Origin of the sequence: Odoribacter sp. N15.MGS-14 (genome assembly GCF_000980245.1) — a bacterium.
In the GTDB taxonomy this organism is placed as follows: domain Bacteria; phylum Bacteroidota; class Bacteroidia; order Bacteroidales; family Marinifilaceae; genus Odoribacter; species Odoribacter splanchnicus.
Genome location: NZ_LARE01000042.1, coordinates 1 through 19,389 on the forward strand (window position 1 = coordinate 1; position 19,389 = coordinate 19,389).

General features: G+C 43.8%; 13 protein-coding genes. 12 read left to right on the forward strand and 1 reads right to left on the reverse strand.

All coding sequences use genetic code 11. From position 1 onward, the window contains the following. Positions 1-373: redoxin domain-containing protein (locus WS34_RS09730; protein ID WP_046404513.1), on the forward strand; the 373-nt coding region annotated here is incomplete at its 5' end. Positions 374-380: 7 nt separating this feature from the next. Further along, on the forward strand, positions 381-1,382 hold the full coding sequence (locus WS34_RS09735) for a hypothetical protein (RefSeq protein ID WP_046405152.1): 1,002 nt from the start codon (positions 381-383) through the stop codon (positions 1,380-1,382). Here the strand turns inward: WS34_RS09735 and WS34_RS09740 are convergent, their stop codons facing one another. After that, positions 1,383-1,913, reverse strand: a complete 531-nt coding sequence (locus WS34_RS09740; protein WP_046404519.1) for an RNA polymerase sigma-70 factor — start codon at positions 1,911-1,913, stop codon at positions 1,383-1,385. Between the two features lie 213 nt (positions 1,914-2,126). Here WS34_RS09740 and WS34_RS15570 point away from each other — a divergent pair, with 213 nt between their 5' ends. The 10 genes from WS34_RS15570 to WS34_RS09790 all read left to right on the forward strand — a co-directional run bounded on the left by WS34_RS15570 (position 2,127) and on the right by WS34_RS09790 (position 19,387). Continuing rightward, on the forward strand, positions 2,127-3,275 hold the full coding sequence (locus tag WS34_RS15570; RefSeq protein WP_286693699.1) for a FecR family protein: 1,149 nt from the start codon (positions 2,127-2,129) through the stop codon (positions 3,273-3,275). A 107-nt stretch (positions 3,276-3,382) separates the two neighbouring features. Then, entirely contained in the window at positions 3,383-6,736 is a 3,354-nt protein-coding gene (locus WS34_RS09750; RefSeq protein ID WP_286693700.1) for a SusC/RagA family TonB-linked outer membrane protein, read from the forward strand. Positions 6,737-6,752: 16 nt separating this feature from the next. Continuing rightward, entirely contained in the window at positions 6,753-8,207 is a 1,455-nt protein-coding gene (locus tag WS34_RS15575) for a RagB/SusD family nutrient uptake outer membrane protein (protein ID WP_286693701.1), read from the forward strand. Between the two features lie 2 nt (positions 8,208-8,209). Then, positions 8,210-9,082 (forward strand): DUF4843 domain-containing protein, encoded by an 873-nt coding sequence (locus tag WS34_RS09760; RefSeq protein WP_286693702.1) that lies wholly within the window; start codon positions 8,210-8,212, stop codon positions 9,080-9,082. A 12-nt stretch (positions 9,083-9,094) separates the two neighbouring features. Then, positions 9,095-10,630 (forward strand): PKD-like family lipoprotein, encoded by a 1,536-nt coding sequence (locus tag WS34_RS09765; RefSeq protein WP_046404522.1) that lies wholly within the window; start codon positions 9,095-9,097, stop codon positions 10,628-10,630. A 15-nt stretch (positions 10,631-10,645) separates the two neighbouring features. Beyond that, entirely contained in the window at positions 10,646-11,998 is a 1,353-nt protein-coding gene (locus WS34_RS09770; RefSeq protein ID WP_046404524.1) for a TlpA family protein disulfide reductase, read from the forward strand. A gap of 141 nt (positions 11,999-12,139) precedes the next feature. Next, positions 12,140-13,828 (forward strand): energy-dependent translational throttle protein EttA, encoded by a 1,689-nt coding sequence (gene ettA, locus WS34_RS09775; protein WP_046404526.1) that lies wholly within the window; start codon positions 12,140-12,142, stop codon positions 13,826-13,828. Positions 13,829-13,901: 73 nt separating this feature from the next. Next, positions 13,902-14,507, forward strand: coding sequence for an RNA polymerase sigma-70 factor (locus tag WS34_RS09780; RefSeq protein WP_013610456.1), 606 nt, complete (start codon positions 13,902-13,904; stop codon positions 14,505-14,507). A gap of 71 nt (positions 14,508-14,578) precedes the next feature. After that, positions 14,579-15,736 (forward strand): FecR family protein, encoded by a 1,158-nt coding sequence (locus WS34_RS09785; protein ID WP_195360282.1) that lies wholly within the window; start codon positions 14,579-14,581, stop codon positions 15,734-15,736. 108 nt (positions 15,737-15,844) lie between these two features. Continuing rightward, entirely contained in the window at positions 15,845-19,387 is a 3,543-nt protein-coding gene (locus tag WS34_RS09790; RefSeq protein WP_046404528.1) for a SusC/RagA family TonB-linked outer membrane protein, read from the forward strand. Positions 19,388-19,389 lie beyond the last annotated feature (2 nt).

Below are 19,389 nucleotides of genomic sequence, written 5' to 3' on the forward strand. Positions count from 1 at the left end.
GAATGATTCAATTTATAGAATCACAACTTATATTTATGGGGATTGTTATGCTTGCGTTGAAGATCTTATAAAATGGAAACAACTTTTATCACAATTCCCACCGGATAAGGTAAGGTTTCTGTGTTTTATTTATGCTGAGATATATTCATCTTTTGAAATCATGAATGAAAGATCCATTCATTTTACACAGCCCATTATATATGATCCTGAAAATCATTATATAAAAATGAATAAATTGCCAGATAATAAATTGTTGAACACATTTTTAATCGATCCTAACGGAAAAATTGTAGTAATAGGTAACCCTATTATTTCAAATAAAATAGCTACCCTGTATAAAAATGAAATCGATCGAGCGGAAAATGATATTTAGATACATTATGATTCCGGTGTTAGTATTGACTGGTTGTTCTTTTTCTAATCCGTTTTTAAGTCAGTTCAGCGATAAAGGTACTTTGGAATTATTGCCTGTATATACGACAGATATCGATATCTTGAGTAATACGGTTTCAATGGTTATGCTTAAAGATTATGTTGTATGGGACAGGTGTCATGCAATGCGTGGGACAGTTCTTCATACCTATCATATTCCCGGAAAGATACTTTCCCAATATAAGAATGTCGATGGTGCCCATTTGTTATACAAACTGAATGATAGTATGGTTACAAGTATTCAATTGGCCAGGAAATGCAGGACGGATATACTTATTCGCGATACGATCAAAGAGGTCGCGACTTATTCTTTTCGTATCAGAAACAAGGATTCTTTTAACTGGTTAGACGACTATTATTTTGTTAGTGTTTATCCGACAGATGAAACAGCAACTTATTTTTTCGGTCAGACTACGACAAAAAAAACACGATATGGTGTATATGAACAGTCTCATCAGGCTTTTTATCCTTCAACTTCCTGTTATCCTCCTACAGAAAAGGAAATGACTTTACTCTCTCCCGACTATTGGAATGACGCGTTTATTATCAAGCAAAAGAACAGAAACAGATTTGCAGTTTTCAGAAAATATTATCAATTGTTCGATTTGATAGATGTAGATCGCTTTACGATAAAACCCGTAAAAAGAATTTCGATTCCTCACACTTTGCTTACCTTTCAAGACCAACTCAATCTGGAGAGGCAGTTGGTTTTTAATTTTTTCCCGGGATTGTCAATAGATTCAGAAAAATACATCATTACTCTCTATCAAAATAACGGGCAACGCTATTTATTATTCTGGACCTGGGAAGGACGTCCCCGATATCGCTATGACTTTCCCAAAGATTATGAGATATATGGTCTTTGCGGAGATGGAGAAAATCAGATATATGCTTTAGGTGTTGATTTTAAAAATCAGTATCAATTATTATATATACGTTGTGATTGCTGATTAACTATCGATTAATAAGAAAAGCAGGAAGAGCATGGGATCTTTCAGTTGCCCCCTCAAACTGGTGTAGGCACTTTTTTTCAGGGATTTTACCGTGTTGACCGAAATGTTCAGGGCTTCGGCAATTTCGTTGTTGTTTTTTCCGTTCAGACCCAATAAAATGATTTTTCGGGTTTGAGGGGGAAGAGTATCGATAGCTTGGTGGAGAATCCGCAAAGTTTCCTGATAGGTGATTTCATGTAAAAAATCCGGGTCTTCGGCCTCTGATACCGATTGTGTCTGTTGGTATTGTTGTTTTATTTTCTGATGTTTAAGGTGATCCAGACAGAGATTCCGGGCAGTGATATAGATAAAAGATTTTGCTTTTTCAGGCACGTCGAAATCCCTCCTGCGCTCATAAAGCCGGATAAATGTATCTTGTGTAATATCCCGGGCAATAGCATCTTCTTCCGTATATTTCCGGACAAAACGGTATACGGGTTCGAAATAGAGCTCGAAAAATCTTTTAAATCCTTGGCTATTGGTCAACATCCTGTGAAAAACGTTCGTTTAAAAATTGAAACGGATAAAACAAATAAACGTTTTTGCAAATATACATCTTTGATTGTTTTTTTGAGATTCGTTAGATTTTTTTTGTTTTTCAATCCGGTTTTTGGATTTTCTACTCACCCGTTTTTTTAATTGGATCGTTATAATTATAAAGAATGAGAAAAAAAATTGAATATTGGATAATTGATTGAAGCAATGCAAGAATTAGAAAAACGATATGAAATTGCCCGGTTGATTGCATGCGAATTGATCGAAGTACTTTCTGGACGTGAGGCGGAGGATTTGGAGGTGTGGAAAAACTCTTCTGAAAAGCATGCAAGGGAGTATATGGAAATCCGGGAAAGATTGCTTCGGGATATTGATTATCCGGATTATTTGGAGCTAAAGCAAGAATGGGAAGGATTTGAACAAAAACTGTTCCGGAAAAAGCGAGTGCTCAACTGGTGGGCGACAGTTGCAGCTGCCTGTGTGGTTATTTGTTTGGGTATAACATTTTTATGGATGAGAGAGCCTGTTGCCGAACCGGTGGTTGCCGGAACATCAGGGGGGACGAAAGGTTTTAGGGCGACATTGATTTTAGGGAACGGGGAGCAGGTGAGTATAGGCGACTCTTCGAGCCAAACGATTGCTGTTGCGGGAGGAACTACGATTGTAACGACCGGAAAAATGGTGAAATACGATGCCGGGAAGGAGGATCGGGAAGAAAAAGCGGAATGGAATACGATTGTTGTACCGCGTGGAGGAGAATACGAATTAGTTTTGGCCGACGGAACGCGGGTGTGGTTGAATTCGGAGTCTCGCCTGACTTATCCCGTCCGTTTTACGGGGGAGCTGCGGGAGGTGAAAATGGAGGGAGAAATTTGTTTCGATGTAGCCCGGAAGGAGGAACAGCCTTTTGTCGTGAGAACGGCTGATTTGGCGGTAAAAGTATTAGGAACCCTTTTCAATATGGAAGCTTATCCGGAGGATTCCCGGGTAACGACTACGCTGGTCAGGGGTAAAGTAGAAGTAGCTGTCGGGGATAAAACTCAGGTATTACAGCCGGATCAGCAATTGGCGGTGGAAGCAGGCCGGTTTACTCTGAAACAGGTGGTGGCGGAAGATTATATCGGCTGGACTAACGGACTATTCCATTTTACCGAGGCATCGCTTGAGGAAATTATGACCAAACTGGCCCGGTGGTATGATGTGGAATTCTTTTTCGCCAAACCGGATTTGAAGGAAGCCCATTTTTCTTTGGATATTCAGCGGTATGAAAATATCGCAACCATTTTATCGAAGCTTGAAAAGACCGGGCGGGCACGGTTTCGGGTAAGCGGAAAAACGGTGGTTATCGAACAGTAGGATATATTAAAAAAGCAATACATGCGGGCACATGTACTGCTTTACATTAACATATCGATACTCCTTCGTGGGGAGTAGAGTGTATTATTAACTTTATTTACAAATGTATGAAAAAAAATTTAAGGAACGGTAGTTTCGTACTCACGAAATTACCCCGTATGTTGATTATGATGAAGACGGTGTTGATTCTACTCGTGTGTTCGCTGAATTTACAGGCTGCAGTCTATTCACAACAAAAAAAATTCGACATTTCGATGAAAAAAGCCTCTTTGGCGGATGTGTTTCAATATTTGAGGCAAGTGAGCGAATATAAGTTTGTATATGACAGTGATGCAGTGAAACAATTCCAACCGGTTTCGGTGGATTTGAAAGGGGTGGGCCTCGAAGAAGTTTTGGAAGATTGTTTGAAAGGAAGTCCCTTTGTTTTCCTGATCGAAGATGATCTGGTGATTATCCGGGAACAGAAAAGTGTACCGCAGAAACAAACTCAGGAAGTGAAAATTGTCGGTAAGGTGACGGATGAAAAAGGCAGTTTGCTACCGGGAGTAACGGTACAGATTCAGGGTACTTCGCTGGGTACGGTGACCGATACTGACGGAAAATATGTCTTATCTGTGCCTGAGATGAAGGAATTGACATTGGTATATTCGTTTATCGGTATGGAAAAGAAAGCGGTGAGATGGAAAGGAGAAAAAGAATTGAATATCACCTTGGTTACAGAAGTGGCCGAGATGGACGAAGTCGTGGTGACCGGTATTTTCACCCGGAAAAAAGAAAGCTTTACCGGTTCGTCGGCTACATTTACCAATAAAGAACTGAAGATGATCGGTAACTCGAATGTACTCGAAAGTCTGAAGACACTCGATCCTTCGTTTGCCATTATTGAAAACAATGACTTCGGTTCGGACCCCAACCATTTGCCCAATATCGAAATCCGGGGGAAAACCAGTGTAATCGGTTTGACCGAAGAATATAATACCGATCCCAACCAACCGTTATTTATCCTCGACGGTTTCGAGTCGACTCTGGCGACGATCAGTGATTTGAGTATGGACCGGGTGCAGAGTATTACCGTGCTGAAAGACGCGGCCGCTACCGCTATATATGGATCGAAAGCGGCCAATGGAGTCGTGGTGGTAGAAACGAAGGCTCCCGAAGCCGGGCAGCTGAGATTGAATTATACCGGTAACCTGAATTTTACTTTTGCCGATCTGTCGGATTATAATTTGATGAATGCCGAGGAAAAATTGCAGTTCGAATTGCTTTCCGGACTTTATCAAAGCTGGGGACCGGACGGGTATTTGGGAAGTGTCGAGCAGGAAAGAAAATATAATATGCGTTTGCAGGAAGTGCGGAGAGGGGTGGATACCTACTGGATGAACGAGCCCCTGCGTTTTGCTACGACACACAAACACAATTTGTTTCTGGAAGGTGGCGACGGAGTGATGCGTTATGGTGTCGGGGTGAGTTACGGAAAAACCCAGGGAGTGATGAAGGGATCGGACCGGGATGTATTGAATGGAAATGTCCGGCTCATTTACCGGAAAGGCCGCGTAGCTTTTACCAATTCTTTGAATGTGGATTATACCAAAGCGGAACGGGAGAGTGTTTCTTTTAAGGAGTTTGCACGTACCAATCCGTATTACCGGAAAACGGATGAAAACGGAGAACCTGTAAAAGTGCTGGAGTCTTTTTCTTATATCGATCCGAATACTTATAGAATAGTATACGAAAATGTATACGGACCGTTTTACGATTTGTCTAATACAAATTTCGATCGTACCCATACTTTAGGGATAACCAACAACTTTGAAGCCGATTGGCGGGTAATAGACGAATTGAGGATCCGGGCGAGGATAGGGGTGAATAAATCCAACGAGCAGGCAGAGAAATTTTCTTCGCCTTTCAATTCGGAATTTGTGGGTAAGGAAGATAATGAGAAAGGAGCCTATACGGAATCGGAAAAACATGTTTTCGGTTATGACGGTGATTTGAGTGTTACCTACGGAAAATTACTGGCAGAACGGCATATGGTAAATGCGGTGGCCGGAATGCGTTTTACCCAGTCGACTTCGAATCTGAACGGATATACCATGCGGGGATTTATCGACGATGAATTTTCCAACCCTTCTTTTGCTCAGGAATATAATCCAGATAAAAAAGTATATCAGGATGTTAAGAAAAGGACGGCCAGCTATTATGTGAATCTCGGTTATGCTTATGACAACCGTTATTTGCTGGATGCCAACTGGCGGGCAGACGGGGCTTCCATTTTCGGGGTGAACAAACTTTTTACCAATACCTGGTCGGTGGGACTTGGATGGAATATCCACAACGAACATTTTCTGGAAGGGGCCGGTTGGCTGGATATGCTGAAACTGAGGGCTTCGGTCGGAAATCCCGGAAACCAGAACTTCGATGCTTATATTGCGATGAAAATTTATACCTATAATAATCATCACACCAATCCTTGGGGAGTCAGCGCTATCATCAATAATTTCGGAAATCCGGACCTGGAGTGGCAAAAAACGCTGGACCGGAATATCGGTTTGGATTTAGTGGTGTTTAATAACCGTTTGCGGGTGAATTTCGATTATTTTTCAAAGAAAACCGATCCGTTGTTGGTTTATACCGGAGTTCCTTCGTCTACGGGAGGTACCTCCGTTCCGGCTAATGTCGGCGGACAGGTGACGAAAGGATATACGGTTGTGTTGAATTATGCTTTATTGAAAAAAGAACACCTGCTTTGGCAGGTAAATGCGACCTTGCGGCATCTGACTTCGGAATACCGAAATGTCAGTGCCTATTTATCCCGGTTCAATGATGAAAATAAAACCAAGAATATGTTGCGGTATTACGACGGCGGAAGTCCTTCGGATTTATGGGCTGTCCGCTCTGCCGGAATAGATGCGGCTACGGGACGTGAGATCTTTTTGCATAAAGACGGTACCCAGAGTTTTGCTTATAATGTCGAGGATGAGGTGGTCGTAGGAAATAGTGATCCGAAACTGGAAGGGGTTGTCGGCATGTCTTTTTACTATAAAGGTTTTTCGGCTTCTGCCAATTTCCGTTACCGGTTGGGTGGGCAGATCTTTATGGAGACCTTGTACAATAAGGTAGAAAATATTTCGTTCAGTGATGTCCACTATAATCAGGATAAGCGGGCTTTGTACGATCGTTGGAAAGAACCGGGCGATAATGCTAAATTCCGGGCGATTTCAACGACAGCCGATACGCCGATGTCTTCCCGGTTTGTCGCCGACAACAACGTCTTTTCAGGAGAGTCTATATCGGTGGGGTACGAGAGCCAGGGAAAATGGCTGAAATCGATCGGCGCTTCATCATTGACGGTAAGAGCTTATATGAACGATATTTTCCGGATTTCAACCGTGAAAAATGAACGGGGTATCGATTATCCCTTCGCCCGTTCGGTATCCATGTCTTTGGGATTAAGATTTTAAATTAAAACGAATGAAAATGAAAAAGTTGAATTTCATCATAAAATGTGGTCTGGCTTTACTTCTGCTATCCTTCTATTCCTGTGAGTCATGGCTGAATGTGACGCCTTCGGATCGTTTGTCGGAGGAGATGCTTTTCAATGACCGGGAGGGATTTGTGAAGGCATTGAACGGGGTGTATATTGAATTGAATACGAATGAATTGTATGGCCGAAACCTGACTGCCGGCGCTTTGGATGTGATGGGGCAATATTACAATGTTGCTTCTTCGTCGCATGCTTTTTATAACTATGGAGGTTTGGTTTATACCGGAAATAATGAGAAGACCTTGTTCGATAATATGTGGCAGAAATGCTATGCGGTGATTGCCTGTTGCAATACGATTATCGAAAAATGTGATGAAAATAAGGCCGGGCTTTCGCCTGTCTGGAAGGGGTCGATCAAAGGGGAGGCTTTGGCTTTAAGGGCAATGCTTCATTTTGATATGTTGCGTCTGTTCGGTCCCCTGACCTCCGAATTGGATAAAGAAAGTATTCCTTATCAGACAAATTCGGATCAGACGGTTACTCCTTTACTGTCCGGATCGGAAGTCATCGGATTGATTCTCGACGATCTGAAAAATGCCGTCGGTTTGCTGAAAGATACGGATCCTTATTTTGTGGAAGAGGAATTTTCCGATACAGATTTGAATTACAGGCGTTTCCGGATGAATTATTTTGCAGCAAAGGGCTTGATGGCCCGGGTTCAGCTTTGGGGAGGAGATAAGGAAAAAGCTGCGGCTACGGCCAAAGAAGTGATTGCCGAAGGACAGGCTGAAGGAGCGGAATTTTTCCCTTTTGTAACGAATAGCGAAGCTACTTCATCGAATCCCGACCGGGTATTCTATTCCGAAGTATTGTTCGGAACCTATCATTCTTCCCGGGAAAAATTACATGAGGATTTGTTTGCTCCGACACTCGAGTCGACCAGTATTCTCACCTTAGCCGGTACTGCCCGGAGAGATGATTTATACGATAATGAGAATGATTACCGTTATTCGGTTTGGTCTACTTATAATAAAAACGGAACTTCGGTACTCTATCATCGCAAATTCGAAAAGCAGGATAATGTGACAGCCAGCCGGCAATATATGATCCCCCTGATCCGGATGAGCGAAATGTATCTGATTGCGGTTGAATGTTGTAAGCTGGACGAAGCTTCCGTTTATCTGAATACTTTCCGTAATGCCAGAAACTGCAACAGCCTTGCCCTGACGGAAGACAACCGGATCAATATCCTGGCGAATGAATATAAAAAAGAAATGTTGGGTGAGGGGCAACTGTTCTTTTTCTATAAACGTCAGGAAATGGTAAATATCCCCGATGGAAATCAGGCTACAGGAACGAAGAACGTGGAACTGGCCAAATATGTCGTTCCGCTTCCGGAAAGCGAAACCGATCAACGAATCAGTAGTACAGATATTTCAAATGAATGATTATGAAAAGATTTTTATATTATATATGGTTTTTACCTTTGATGTTGTCGGGTTGTGAAAAAGACCTGATGGATTATGAAGGATTGGAAGGAGTTTATTTTGCCGTACAATGGGGAGATTCCTGGGGCAATGAAAAAACTTGGCCTTACCAACCTTATACGGATGTCAATTTTATCAGTTTGCCGGGAGATACCGCAACGCTGTCGGTGAAGGTGATGGCTACCGGGCCGGTGAAAACGTATGACCGGATTTTTCTGGTGGAAGTCAATCCCGATAGTACCGATCTGACGGAAAATGTGGATTATCTGCCCTTGACCCGTGAAGGTGTGATCAAGGCCGGTGAGTCTGCCGCTGAGGTGGAAGTCCGCCTGATACGTACCGATATCTTGCAGGAAAAAGAACAGAGATTGGGCTTGAGATTGGTGGCTAACGAATATTTTTCTCTGGCTTTCCCGGAATGGGATGCCTTGATCGGTTCACACCGGACCGGGCCGGTGTATGAGCATTTCGATGCTTCATTACATACCTTGCGTATTGCTGATTTTATGGTAGAACCTGAAATTTGGGTCGGTACTGCCGTTTCTCCCTACAATGGAGGGTATGAATCCGGGAATTGGGGCGCTTTCAGCCGAAAAAAGTTGGAATTGATTTGTGAGCGTTTTAATTTGACGTATAATGATTTTATGAGTACTGAAACGATGCCGAGTGCATTGCAAATGCTGATATATAAATCTATGTCCACTTATCTGATCCAATGCTACAATGACAAAAAACCGGTTTTGGAAGAGGATGGGCGTTTGATGTGGTTCAGCGGTTGTCCCTGGTTATCGAAAGTAGGTGTACCCTGGGTACCGGAAGAGGGTTATTACGATTAAACAGAAATAGTTATGAAAAGATTAGTATATATTATTGTATTCGCATTAGGGCTGACGGCATGCTATGATGATAAAGGCTCGTACGATTATCACGACATTTGTGAGGTGAACATAGAGGGGTTAGAGTCGGTTTATGAAACGGTTTACCGGGAAAGTGTGCTGGAAATCGACCCTACAGTGACGGTAACGGAAGGAAATATCGGGGATACCACCCGTTTTGCTTATGAATGGAGGGCTAACGTGCCCTATAATTCGACAGAGTTGATCGGTACGGAACGGATATTGAACTATCGGGTTGAATTAGCTCCGCGTGATTATACCTTATATTTCAGGGTGACCGACCGGCAGACCGGTGTCGTGACGGTGGCTACTTCTACATTGAAAGTTGGAACCGCTTATTCGAAAGGTATCTTACTGATCGGTGAAAATGCTCAGGGAGAGGTAGATGTGCAGATGTTGTCGATGGTGAAAGATACGGTTTTATACAAAGAATTATTGAAAAACAGCGGGCTGCCGGTCCTGAAAAATCCGGTGGATATTATTCATACGGGAGCGGCCGGAAACAGTAACTATATCAAATTATGGGTATTGACCGGGTCCCAGGCTTATTCCATGGATCGTAAAACTTTTGCCGGTTCGGAAAGTGATGTGTTCGGTAAATTATTGTTTATGGATCAGACCTTCGATACGGAATTCGTACCGGTAGATATTATTCCGCGGGTGAAAGATAAGGCTGGTAAGAACGGCGGGTCTAGCTACTATCGCACAGTCGTATGTAATAACGGATATATTTTCAATGCCAGTACGTTATTGATGGGAGGGGATTATTATAATAATCCGGTGAATTGTTTGACTTCGGATCAGAATACCTACTATAAAGCTTTTCCTTATCTGTTCTATACATTGAATAGCTATTCGGGTGGTTTTTTATGGTTTGATGTGGAGAATCGACGTTTTCTGACAGTGAAGAACAGTATCGCTGTTTCCGATTTGCTGGAAGATCAGGCAGGAGATCCGTTCCCCTGGAACCAGGGAACGACGGGACGGACTCTGGTTTATGGGGAAAATACCCTGGATGTCGGGAGCTCTAACGGTAATTCGTTCGCTATCCTGAAAGATCCGGCCGGGGCCTATTATCTCTATAAATTCCGGGCAGTCGGTTCCGGACCGACGAAATTGAATTGTTATACGATCGGTGCGGGGGCTGTAGATTTCGATAAGGCCGATTTTTATGCCTTTTCTTCCCGGAGAACAGTGGTGTATTATGCCGTAGGTGCAACTTTGCATGCTTACGATTACAATAAAGGCAATGAACGGCATTACACTTTCGATATGGGTGATCCGATTACGATGCTGTATTGTGATACTGCGATCGAACCGAATGCGAATCCGCTGTATGTGGCGACTTACAATGCGACAACCGGAGGAAAACTGCAAAAATATATCCAGGGAGTGAATCCGGATAAGGTAGAACTCGAGGCGGACGAAAAATCATGTTGGGAAGGGCTTATGAAAATCAAAAAAATGAGCTGGAGGGCTGTTGAATAATTTAATATTTATCCTATGAAAATCATAAAATTACTTATACTGTTACTGGTTTCTTGTTCTTTATCGGCAAAGGCCGGAGTAGTGAAGATATCCGGTTCGCTGAAACAATTCGGATTGGACCGGGTATCGATGAATAGTGATGGGATCGCAGCAGAAGTCTATCATGATAGGACGATAGAAATTATACTCGATTCCAACGGCCGTTTCGATTTAAAATTGAAATTAAAACAACCGGCCTATTATAAAGTGGGACATAATACCTTGTATTTGACTCCGGGCGATGATCTGGAGATTATTTTCAACCGGAATACTACGAAAACCACTTTTAACGGTAAAGGAATAGAAGCCAATAACTATTTGCGCAACAGTGCGAAACTGAGCGGTTGGGAGATCGCTAAAATAGGACGGGAGCTAAATGAATTCGGCCTTCCTAAAGAAAAAGTGAGTTTCGAGGTTTACCGCTATAAGGTGGACAGTATTGTAGATGCCAGCCTGGACGCCTTAGCCCATTTGACCGCAGTGACTCCGGAATTTCGGGAATTGGAACAAATCCGGCTGGAAGCCTATCGGCTGGCGACTTATCTGGATTATTTCTCTGTGGGGCAATTGAGTAACTACGATGATGCTCCTGAGGTAAAACTCGAAAAGAAACAGGCCTTTTATCGGGAAGTAGCGACACTGGCCGAACCTTTGTTAAAGAAGATCGGTGCTTCCGATCGCTATCTTGAAATCTCCGATGTACGGAATATATTACGGGAATGCCATGAGACCCAGGTGTTTCAGTTTGCTCTTTCTCCGGCTTTTAGGGAATGGATGACGGTTTTAAAAAATGCAGAATTGTTGGATCAGGGCTTGATGCTTAAGGATTATCGGATGTATACCGATTTTTCCCGTCAGATCCGGAATAAAGAGTTACGTAATTCTTTTCAGGCAAAATTGCAAGAACGGGCAAAATTGATGGAAGGCCGGCCGGCTCCGGATATTCCTTTTAAGGATATCGACGGGAAAGAAATGCGGCTGAGCGATTTTAAGGGAAAGGTGTTGTATGTCGACTTTTGGGCTACCTGGTGTCTGCCTTGTTTGTTCCAATTACCCGAGTTCGAGAAACTGAGTGAAAAGTATCCGGATATCCGGTTTATCGGTATTTCGATCGACCAGAATGAAAAACTTTGGGTCAAGAAATTGAAGAAAGACGGTATGCCGGCTCATATTCAGGAAGTTTTGGCCGATCCTTATGTGGTAGGCGATGCCTGGGACATTACTTCCATTCCCCGTTTTTTGTTGATCGATGAAAATTTCAGGATCATCAATGCTTTTGCTCCCCGTCCCTCGGATAGGGAAAAAATAGAACCTTTACTGGCAAGATAAACCAGAGGAACGGGGGTGTCGGACTATATAGGTTTATAATTTCTTTACAGACTTTATAAACCTATTTAATTCGCCGTTTTAATTGTATCTTTGTACCCGATGCCGGAGATTGGGCAGAAAACAATTAAGATTACATGAATTATGGCGGATGATAAAAAAATTATTTTTTCAATGGTGGGGGTCAGCAAGACATTTCCTCCTCAAAAACAAGTGTTGAAGAATATATATTTATCTTTTTTCTATGGAGCGAAAATCGGTATTATCGGTTTGAACGGTTCGGGAAAATCTACTTTGTTGAAAATTATTGCCGGTATCGAGAAAGATTATCAGGGTGAAGTGGTTTTTTCTCCGGGATATTCCGTAGGGTATCTGGAGCAAGATCCGAAGCTGGAATCCGGCAAAACTGTTAAGGAGATTGTGCAGGAGGGGGTACAGGATATTGTGGACGCTTTGAAGGAATTTGAGGAGGTCAATCAAAAGTTCGGAGATCCGGAAGTGTTGGAAAATCCGGATAAATTGAATGCTCTTATCAATCGTCAGGCAGAATTGCAGGATAAGATAGACGCTACGGATGCCTGGAATCTGGACAGTCGTTTGGAGCGGGCCATGGATGCGCTGAGGTGTCCCCCCGAGGATCAGGTGGTGGATACGCTTTCCGGTGGAGAGCGGCGCCGGGTTGCCTTGTGCCGCTTGCTGCTTCAACAACCGGACATATTGCTATTGGATGAACCGACCAACCATTTGGATGCCGAATCGATCGATTGGTTGGAACAATATTTGCAACAGTATGCCGGAACGGTAATCTGTATTACTCACGACCGTTATTTCCTGGATCATGTGGCCGGCTGGATACTGGAACTTGACCGGGGAGAAGGAATTCCATGGAAGGGTAACTATTCGTCCTGGTTGGAACAAAAGACCCAACGAATGGCGCTGGAAGAAAAACAGGCCAGTAAGCGCCGCAAGACACTGGAACATGAATTGGAATGGATCAATATGGCCCCCAAGGCCCGGCAGGCTAAGGGGAAAGCCCGGTTGAAATCCTATGAGACATTATTGAATGAAGATCAGAAAGAACGGGAAACCAAGTTGGAAATTTTTATTCCGAACGGTCCCCGCTTAGGAAATAAAGTGATAGAAGCACAACATGTGGCGAAAGCTTTCGGCTCCAAGTTGCTGTTCGATGATCTGAATTTCACCCTTCCTCCCAATGGTATCGTTGGAGTTATCGGTCCCAATGGGGCTGGAAAAACAACTCTCTTTAAAATGATACTGGGGATGGAAAGTATCGATAAAGGAACATTTGAAGTGGGGCAAACCGTGCGGATAGGATACGCTGATCAGACGCACAAGGATATAGACCCGAAAAAGACGGTTTATCAGGTGATCTCAGGCGGTCAGGAATCGATACGGGTCGGAGGAAGAGAGATTAATGCACGTGCTTATCTTTCCCGGTTTAATTTTTCCGGAGCCGATCAGGAAAAGCAATGCGGAGTGTTGTCCGGAGGGGAGAGAAACCGCCTTCATCTGGCCCTTACCCTGAAAGCCGATGCCAATGTGTTGTTGCTCGACGAGCCGACTAACGATATAGATGTGAATACCCTCCGGGCTCTCGAGGAAGGCTTGGAAAACTTTGCCGGTTGTGCTGTTGTCGTCTCACACGACCGTTGGTTTCTGGATCGTATCTGTACCCATATCCTTTCTTTCGAGGGAGATTCTAATGTGGTCTTTTACGAAGGATCGTATTCTGAATACGAGGAACACAAACGTGCACAGCTTGGCGATATCCAGCCCAAGCGGGTGCGTTACCGTAAATTGATCGCTGATTGACAGATTGCGGGAAGCCTTTTGTCATAAAAGTATCTCTTTGATCGTAAAGAGATACTTTTTATATTTGTCCCCGATGAACGATTTCGGAAATATAGATCCAGATTTACAACTTTTTGGGGCGGTCAGAAAGGGTGACCGGAGTGCTTTTGAGCAGTTGTTTCAAAAGTATTATACAGACTTGTGCCATTATGCCTGGACTTATCTGGACGAAAAGAGTGAAACCGAGGATGCGGTACAGGATGTATTTATCTATATCTGGAACAACCGGGAAACGATCCGTTTGCAGGAATCCTTCCGGGGGTATCTTTTTTCTGCCGTCAAACACCGGGTATTGAATATTTTGAAACATCAACTTGTCGAACGGACTCATTCCCGTTTACTGTCCGAATATTGGGACGATCTGTTGAAATCCGGTTATTCCGAAGAAGAACAGACCCAGTTGGAACAAATTCAGCATATCCTTCAATCTTTACCCCAGCAATGCCGTATTGTGTTTATGAAAAGTTGTCTGGAAGGAAAAAAATACCTGGAGATAGCCGAGGAGCTCCGCATATCGGTGAATACAGTGAAATCACATATCTCCAAAGCTTATCGTGAAATCCGGGAAAAAATCGCTGTACTTAAAAATTCGAACCTGTTGTTACTGATTGCTTGTGCAACTTATAAAGAGATGAAGTAACTTTTTTTCTTTTTCACTCACCCGTTTTTTAAACTTAGTTGCCTTTATATAAAATTAAAGATATAAAGGTCATGAGTGTACCATTTTCAGAAGATTTATGGCAACGGCTTTCTGGTTTATGGAGAAGAGATAAACAAGAGGAGGAAGAAGCGGTCGGATACGATGATCCGCAGCTGAAGCAGATGCTGGATGTAATGATGGTCTCCCGCAGGAGTATGAAAGCTGCGGAGAAGCAGAAGTACGATATCGACCGGGCCTGGCGGAGGGTGGAGAAACAGACGGCCGGTGGATGGCGCGTACCCGGCTGGTGCAGATATGCTGCGGCTGTGACTGTTTTATTTTTTTCTGTCTGGGGGTGGGTAACGTATAACAGGGAGTCCGCACTTCCGGTTACGGGAGAATTGACGGATGTTATTCTACCGGGCGTTTCGAAAGCAGAATTGATATTGGCGAGTGGGGAAAGAATTATCCTGGGAACTCAGACAGAAATTCGGGATATCGAGGAATTAGGGGTAAAGATTACCAACGATACGTCAGGGGGAGAGCTGAAATATGAAACCGGGAGTACGGAAGATTCCACGATTACAGCGTATAATACGCTGATCGTACCGAAAGGGGGTGAATATATGGTGAGGCTGCCCGACGGTTCACAGGTATGGCTGAATTCCGAAACGACGATTCGTTTCCCGGTCCGGTTTGCTGCCGGTAAGCGGGAAGTACAGCTTTGCGGAGAAGCTTTTTTTAAAGTGTGCAGAGATACAACCGCTCCTTTTCAGGTATCGACTGAGAATGGAGAAATTACGGTGTTGGGAACCAGTTTCAATGTGAGTACTTACCGCGAAGACAACTATTGGCAAACCACTCTGGTGGAAGGAAGTGTCAGGATTGCGGAACAAGGCCGTACGGTTGTTTTAAAGCCTTCGGAACAATATACCGTAGACCGCTGTTCCGGCCAAAGGAAGGTGGCTTCGGTCGATGCGGGTTTATATACTTCCTGGGTCGATGGAAAGTTTTATTTCAAGGCTTACACTTTCGAAGAGATTGTCAAAAAATTAGAACGCTGGTACGATTTTACGATGGTTTATCAGGACGAAGAGGTAAAACAAATGCGTTTTACGGGTTCCATCAACAAGCATAGCCCGGTCACCGAGGTGTTGCGTTTTCTGGAAATGACTACCGGTATCCGTTTTAAAGTAGAAGGAAAGCAAATCGTTGTGAGTAAAATTTAAAAGGGATAAGAGGTCGCGACTCTCATCCCCGATAATCGATAACGTCTGTAAACCTATCCTTGAGCCAGGCTGATTTACAGGCCATTATTAACTTCAATCTACAAATTTATGAAAAAAAATGAGGATTTGAATTGTTTTTGCCGTTCAGGTAAAATAAAAAAATGGTTGCTGCTTATGAAATTGATTACTTTTTTCTTTTTTCTGGGCATATTTCAGGTGAGTGCTTCGGTTTATGGCCAGAGAGGGACTGTTACTCTGAACCTGAACGAACTGACAATGGAAGATATCTTTACGGCCATCAACAGACAGTTGAAATATGATATCTTCTATAGCGACGATGAACTGGATGTTGCCCGTAAAATTAAACTGACAGACAGTAAAATGGAGGTGAGTAAGTTGTTGAAGGAAGTTTTGCAGGATGATTATTCCTATGAATTTTTGAATAAAACGATTGTCATCCGTCCGGTAAAACAACAGCAAAATCCGAAAATTGTCATACAGGGAACGGTAAAGGATACGAAAGGAATACCCTTGCCCGGCGTTTCGGTGGTGATTCAGGGGTCTACGGTCGGGGTGTCTACGGATAATGCCGGAAAATTCTGGATGGAGGTTGCGGATCTGCCCGATTTGGTACTGGTATTTTCGTTTGTAGGAATGGAAACGCGTGAGATACCGTATCGTGGAGAAGAAATGTTGAATATAGTTCTGAAAGATGCTGTTACAGAGATTGGAGAAGTGGTTGTGACCGGTTACCAGCAGATCGAGAAAAGGCAGTTGACCAGTGCTGTTTCGACTATCAAAACAGAAGACCTGAATATGGTAGGGGCTTCCAGTATCGAAGATATGCTACAGGGACAATTGGCAGGCCTGTCGGTAGTGAATACTTCTGCAGCTCCCGGCGCTGCCCCCAAAATACGGGTCAGGGGAACGGCAACGATAGCCGGTAACGCCGATCCGCTCTGGGTGTTGGACGGAGTGATGCTGGAAAATTCCGTGCCTATAACAGTCGCAGAGCTGAATAGCCCGGATGTCATGAATATGTTCAACTCCGCTATCGGAGGAGTGAGTCCCAACGACATAGAGAGTATCACAGTTCTGAAAGATGCTTCGGCAACGGCGATTTACGGGACGAGGGCAGCCAATGGGGTGATCGTGGTGACGACAAAGAAAGGAAAGCGGAACGGATTCAATATCTCTTATCAACACACTTCAGCTGTCAGCCTGCGTCCTGCTTACCGGGATTTTGACCTGATGGACTCCCGGGAAAGAGTGGAACTGACCCAACAATGCTATGACGATGGTTTGTATATCAACGGAGTGGTAGGAATGGAAGGACTGATGAGCCAGTATGCCTTGGGTAACCTTACCCTGCAACAATTCAGGGAAGAAGTGAAAAAGACGGAAACCCGGAATACCGACTGGTTTAAACTATTGTACCGGAATGCATATACCCAGACCCATAACCTGAGTGTTTCCGGCGGTTCGGAGAAAGCGGATTATTACGTTTCCCTGAGTTATGACGGGGAGCAAGGGGCCGACAAACAGACGGATTATAAGAATTTCAACGGACTGGCCAAATTGAATGCAGAACTGTTCCGGGGAGTACGCCTGTCTGCCACTTTACAGGCAGGGCGCCGTGACCGGGAAACTTTCCATGCCAGTGCCGACCCGTTCGAGTATGCAGTACGGACTTCACGGACGATTCCGGTATATGATGAAAACGGCGATTACTTCTTTTATAAAAAGACATTCGGAGGATATTATCTCTATAATATACTGAACGAACAGGAAAATACCCATCGGGAATCTTCCCAGACCGACCTGAAAGGGATCCTGAATCTGACGGTAAATCTTTATAAGGGATTAAAATACAACGGTTTGTTCAGTTATGCCTCCTCGCATTCCTCCAGTTCGGATTACGCTAAGGAAAAAAGTGCCTATGCGGCGGAAATCAGAGGGTATGATTTCGGGGACTATACCCAGGAAGAATATGATAAGACCTCTTTGCCTTTCGGAGGAGTGTACAATGAAACGAATTATGAACAGAGAACGTCCCTGATCCGGAACAGCCTGGAGTATAAGGGAAACCTGGCAGAAGATTTTTCTATCGACGCCATGCTCGGACAGGAGTTCAGGACCACCCTGTATAAGGGGTTGACCAGCAATGGTTCGGGATATATGCACGACCGGGGCAATATTTTTTACGAACCTGCATTGGGAGAGAATACCGGTCATCTGGCCAGAAATAAAATGACCCGGAATATACCCGAACGTTCTTATATATCTTATTACGCCGTTCTGTCGGCCATGTATAAAGACCGGTATGTGATCAACGGGAATATCCGTTTCGATGGTTCGAATCTGTTCGGTTCTAATCCGAAGTACCGTTATCTGCCTTTGTGGTCGGTTTCCGGGAAATGGATCATCAGCAATGAGCATTTTCTGTCGGGATCGGAACTGGTCAATAACCTGGCCGTCCGGGCTTCTTATGGTTTAAGGGGAAATATCGTGGAGGAGAGTACGCCGCAGATTGTTGCTTCTGCTTTACCTCCGAACGAAGTCAATCAATTGTTGCAGATGGAAATTATACAAGCCCCGAATCCGGAACTGAAATGGGAAACCACTTCCTCGGTCAATATCGGTTTTGAACTGGGCATGTTCGATAACCGTCTGACCCTGGATGTGGACTACTACCGGGATTATAGCAAAGACCTGATTGCATCCAAGAACGTCTCTTCTGTAACGGGTTTTCTCAATAAATTTGTCAATTATGCGGATGTGAAAAACCAGGGAGTAGATGTGTCCGTATCGGGGTATATTATCCGGAAAAAGCAATTTTCGTGGTTGTCGTCCGTCAATCTGGGGTATGTAAAAAATAAGGTCGTAAAATCTAATATAACCCCTCAGGCCGAAAGTCTGGTAAAGAGTATCTATACCCCGGGTGAAGTCTTTCTGGGCAAACCTGTAAACGGTATGTTTTCGTATCGTTTTGCCCGTCTGGATGAAAACGGTATACCCTTGTTCTACGATGAAAACAACAATATCCTGAGCGAAGACGATCCGGAGATCGAAGAGGCTGTTTACAACAATATCTATAACCTGAAATACGAAGGAACCCGGGATCCGATATTGTCGGGCGGATTCAATAACGTCATCCGGTATAAAGATTTTTCCCTGTCTTTCTTATTTTCGTTCGGTCTGAAAAATAAGGTCCGTCTACCGGAATTTGCCTATAATTCTTTACCGAAGGCAGACCAGAATGCCAACCGGAAAATCATGGACAGATGGAGAAAACCGGGAGATGAAGCAACGAAGATTATTCCGGTCCTGTCCGGACATGCCGGCGGAGACAGCCATTACACCAAAGTGATATTCAATAAGAGTCAGAAAACTGTAGTGCCCGGAGACTACTTACGTCTGCGGAATGTGATGCTGGAATACAGGCTTCCCGGCCGGTTGGTACAGAAGATTGTTCTGGGTGACCGTCAACTGGGAGGTATATCCCTGAAGTTCCAGGCTCAAAATCTGTTTGTCTGGGCGGATAAACGGATGAAAGGATATGATCCGGAGACCATTAATTATACAACGACGGCTTACGGTTCACTGCCTTTACCCCGTAGTTTTACCTTGGGATTGAATGTAAACTTTTAATA

What these genes read in the sequence shown, in the direction of transcription:
- WS34_RS09735 (WP_046405152.1), top strand. Translation starts at nt 381, where the DNA reads ATGATTCCGGTGTTAGTATTGACTGGTTGTTCTTTTTCTAATCCGTTT.
- WS34_RS09740 (WP_046404519.1), bottom strand. Translation starts at nt 1,913, where the DNA reads ATGTTGACCAATAGCCAAGGATTTAAAAGATTTTTCGAGCTCTATTTC.
- WS34_RS15570 (WP_286693699.1), top strand. Translation starts at nt 2,127, where the DNA reads ATGCAAGAATTAGAAAAACGATATGAAATTGCCCGGTTGATTGCATGC.
- WS34_RS09750 (WP_286693700.1), top strand. Translation starts at nt 3,383, where the DNA reads ATGAAAAAAAATTTAAGGAACGGTAGTTTCGTACTCACGAAATTACCC.
- WS34_RS15575 (WP_286693701.1), top strand. Translation starts at nt 6,753, where the DNA reads ATGAAAAAGTTGAATTTCATCATAAAATGTGGTCTGGCTTTACTTCTG.
- WS34_RS09760 (WP_286693702.1), top strand. Translation starts at nt 8,210, where the DNA reads ATGAAAAGATTTTTATATTATATATGGTTTTTACCTTTGATGTTGTCG.
- WS34_RS09765 (WP_046404522.1), top strand. Translation starts at nt 9,095, where the DNA reads ATGAAAAGATTAGTATATATTATTGTATTCGCATTAGGGCTGACGGCA.
- WS34_RS09770 (WP_046404524.1), top strand. Translation starts at nt 10,646, where the DNA reads ATGAAAATCATAAAATTACTTATACTGTTACTGGTTTCTTGTTCTTTA.
- ettA (WP_046404526.1), top strand. Translation starts at nt 12,140, where the DNA reads ATGGCGGATGATAAAAAAATTATTTTTTCAATGGTGGGGGTCAGCAAG.
- WS34_RS09780 (WP_013610456.1), top strand. Translation starts at nt 13,902, where the DNA reads ATGAACGATTTCGGAAATATAGATCCAGATTTACAACTTTTTGGGGCG.
- WS34_RS09785 (WP_195360282.1), top strand. Translation starts at nt 14,579, where the DNA reads ATGAGTGTACCATTTTCAGAAGATTTATGGCAACGGCTTTCTGGTTTA.
- WS34_RS09790 (WP_046404528.1), top strand. Translation starts at nt 15,845, where the DNA reads ATGAAAAAAAATGAGGATTTGAATTGTTTTTGCCGTTCAGGTAAAATA.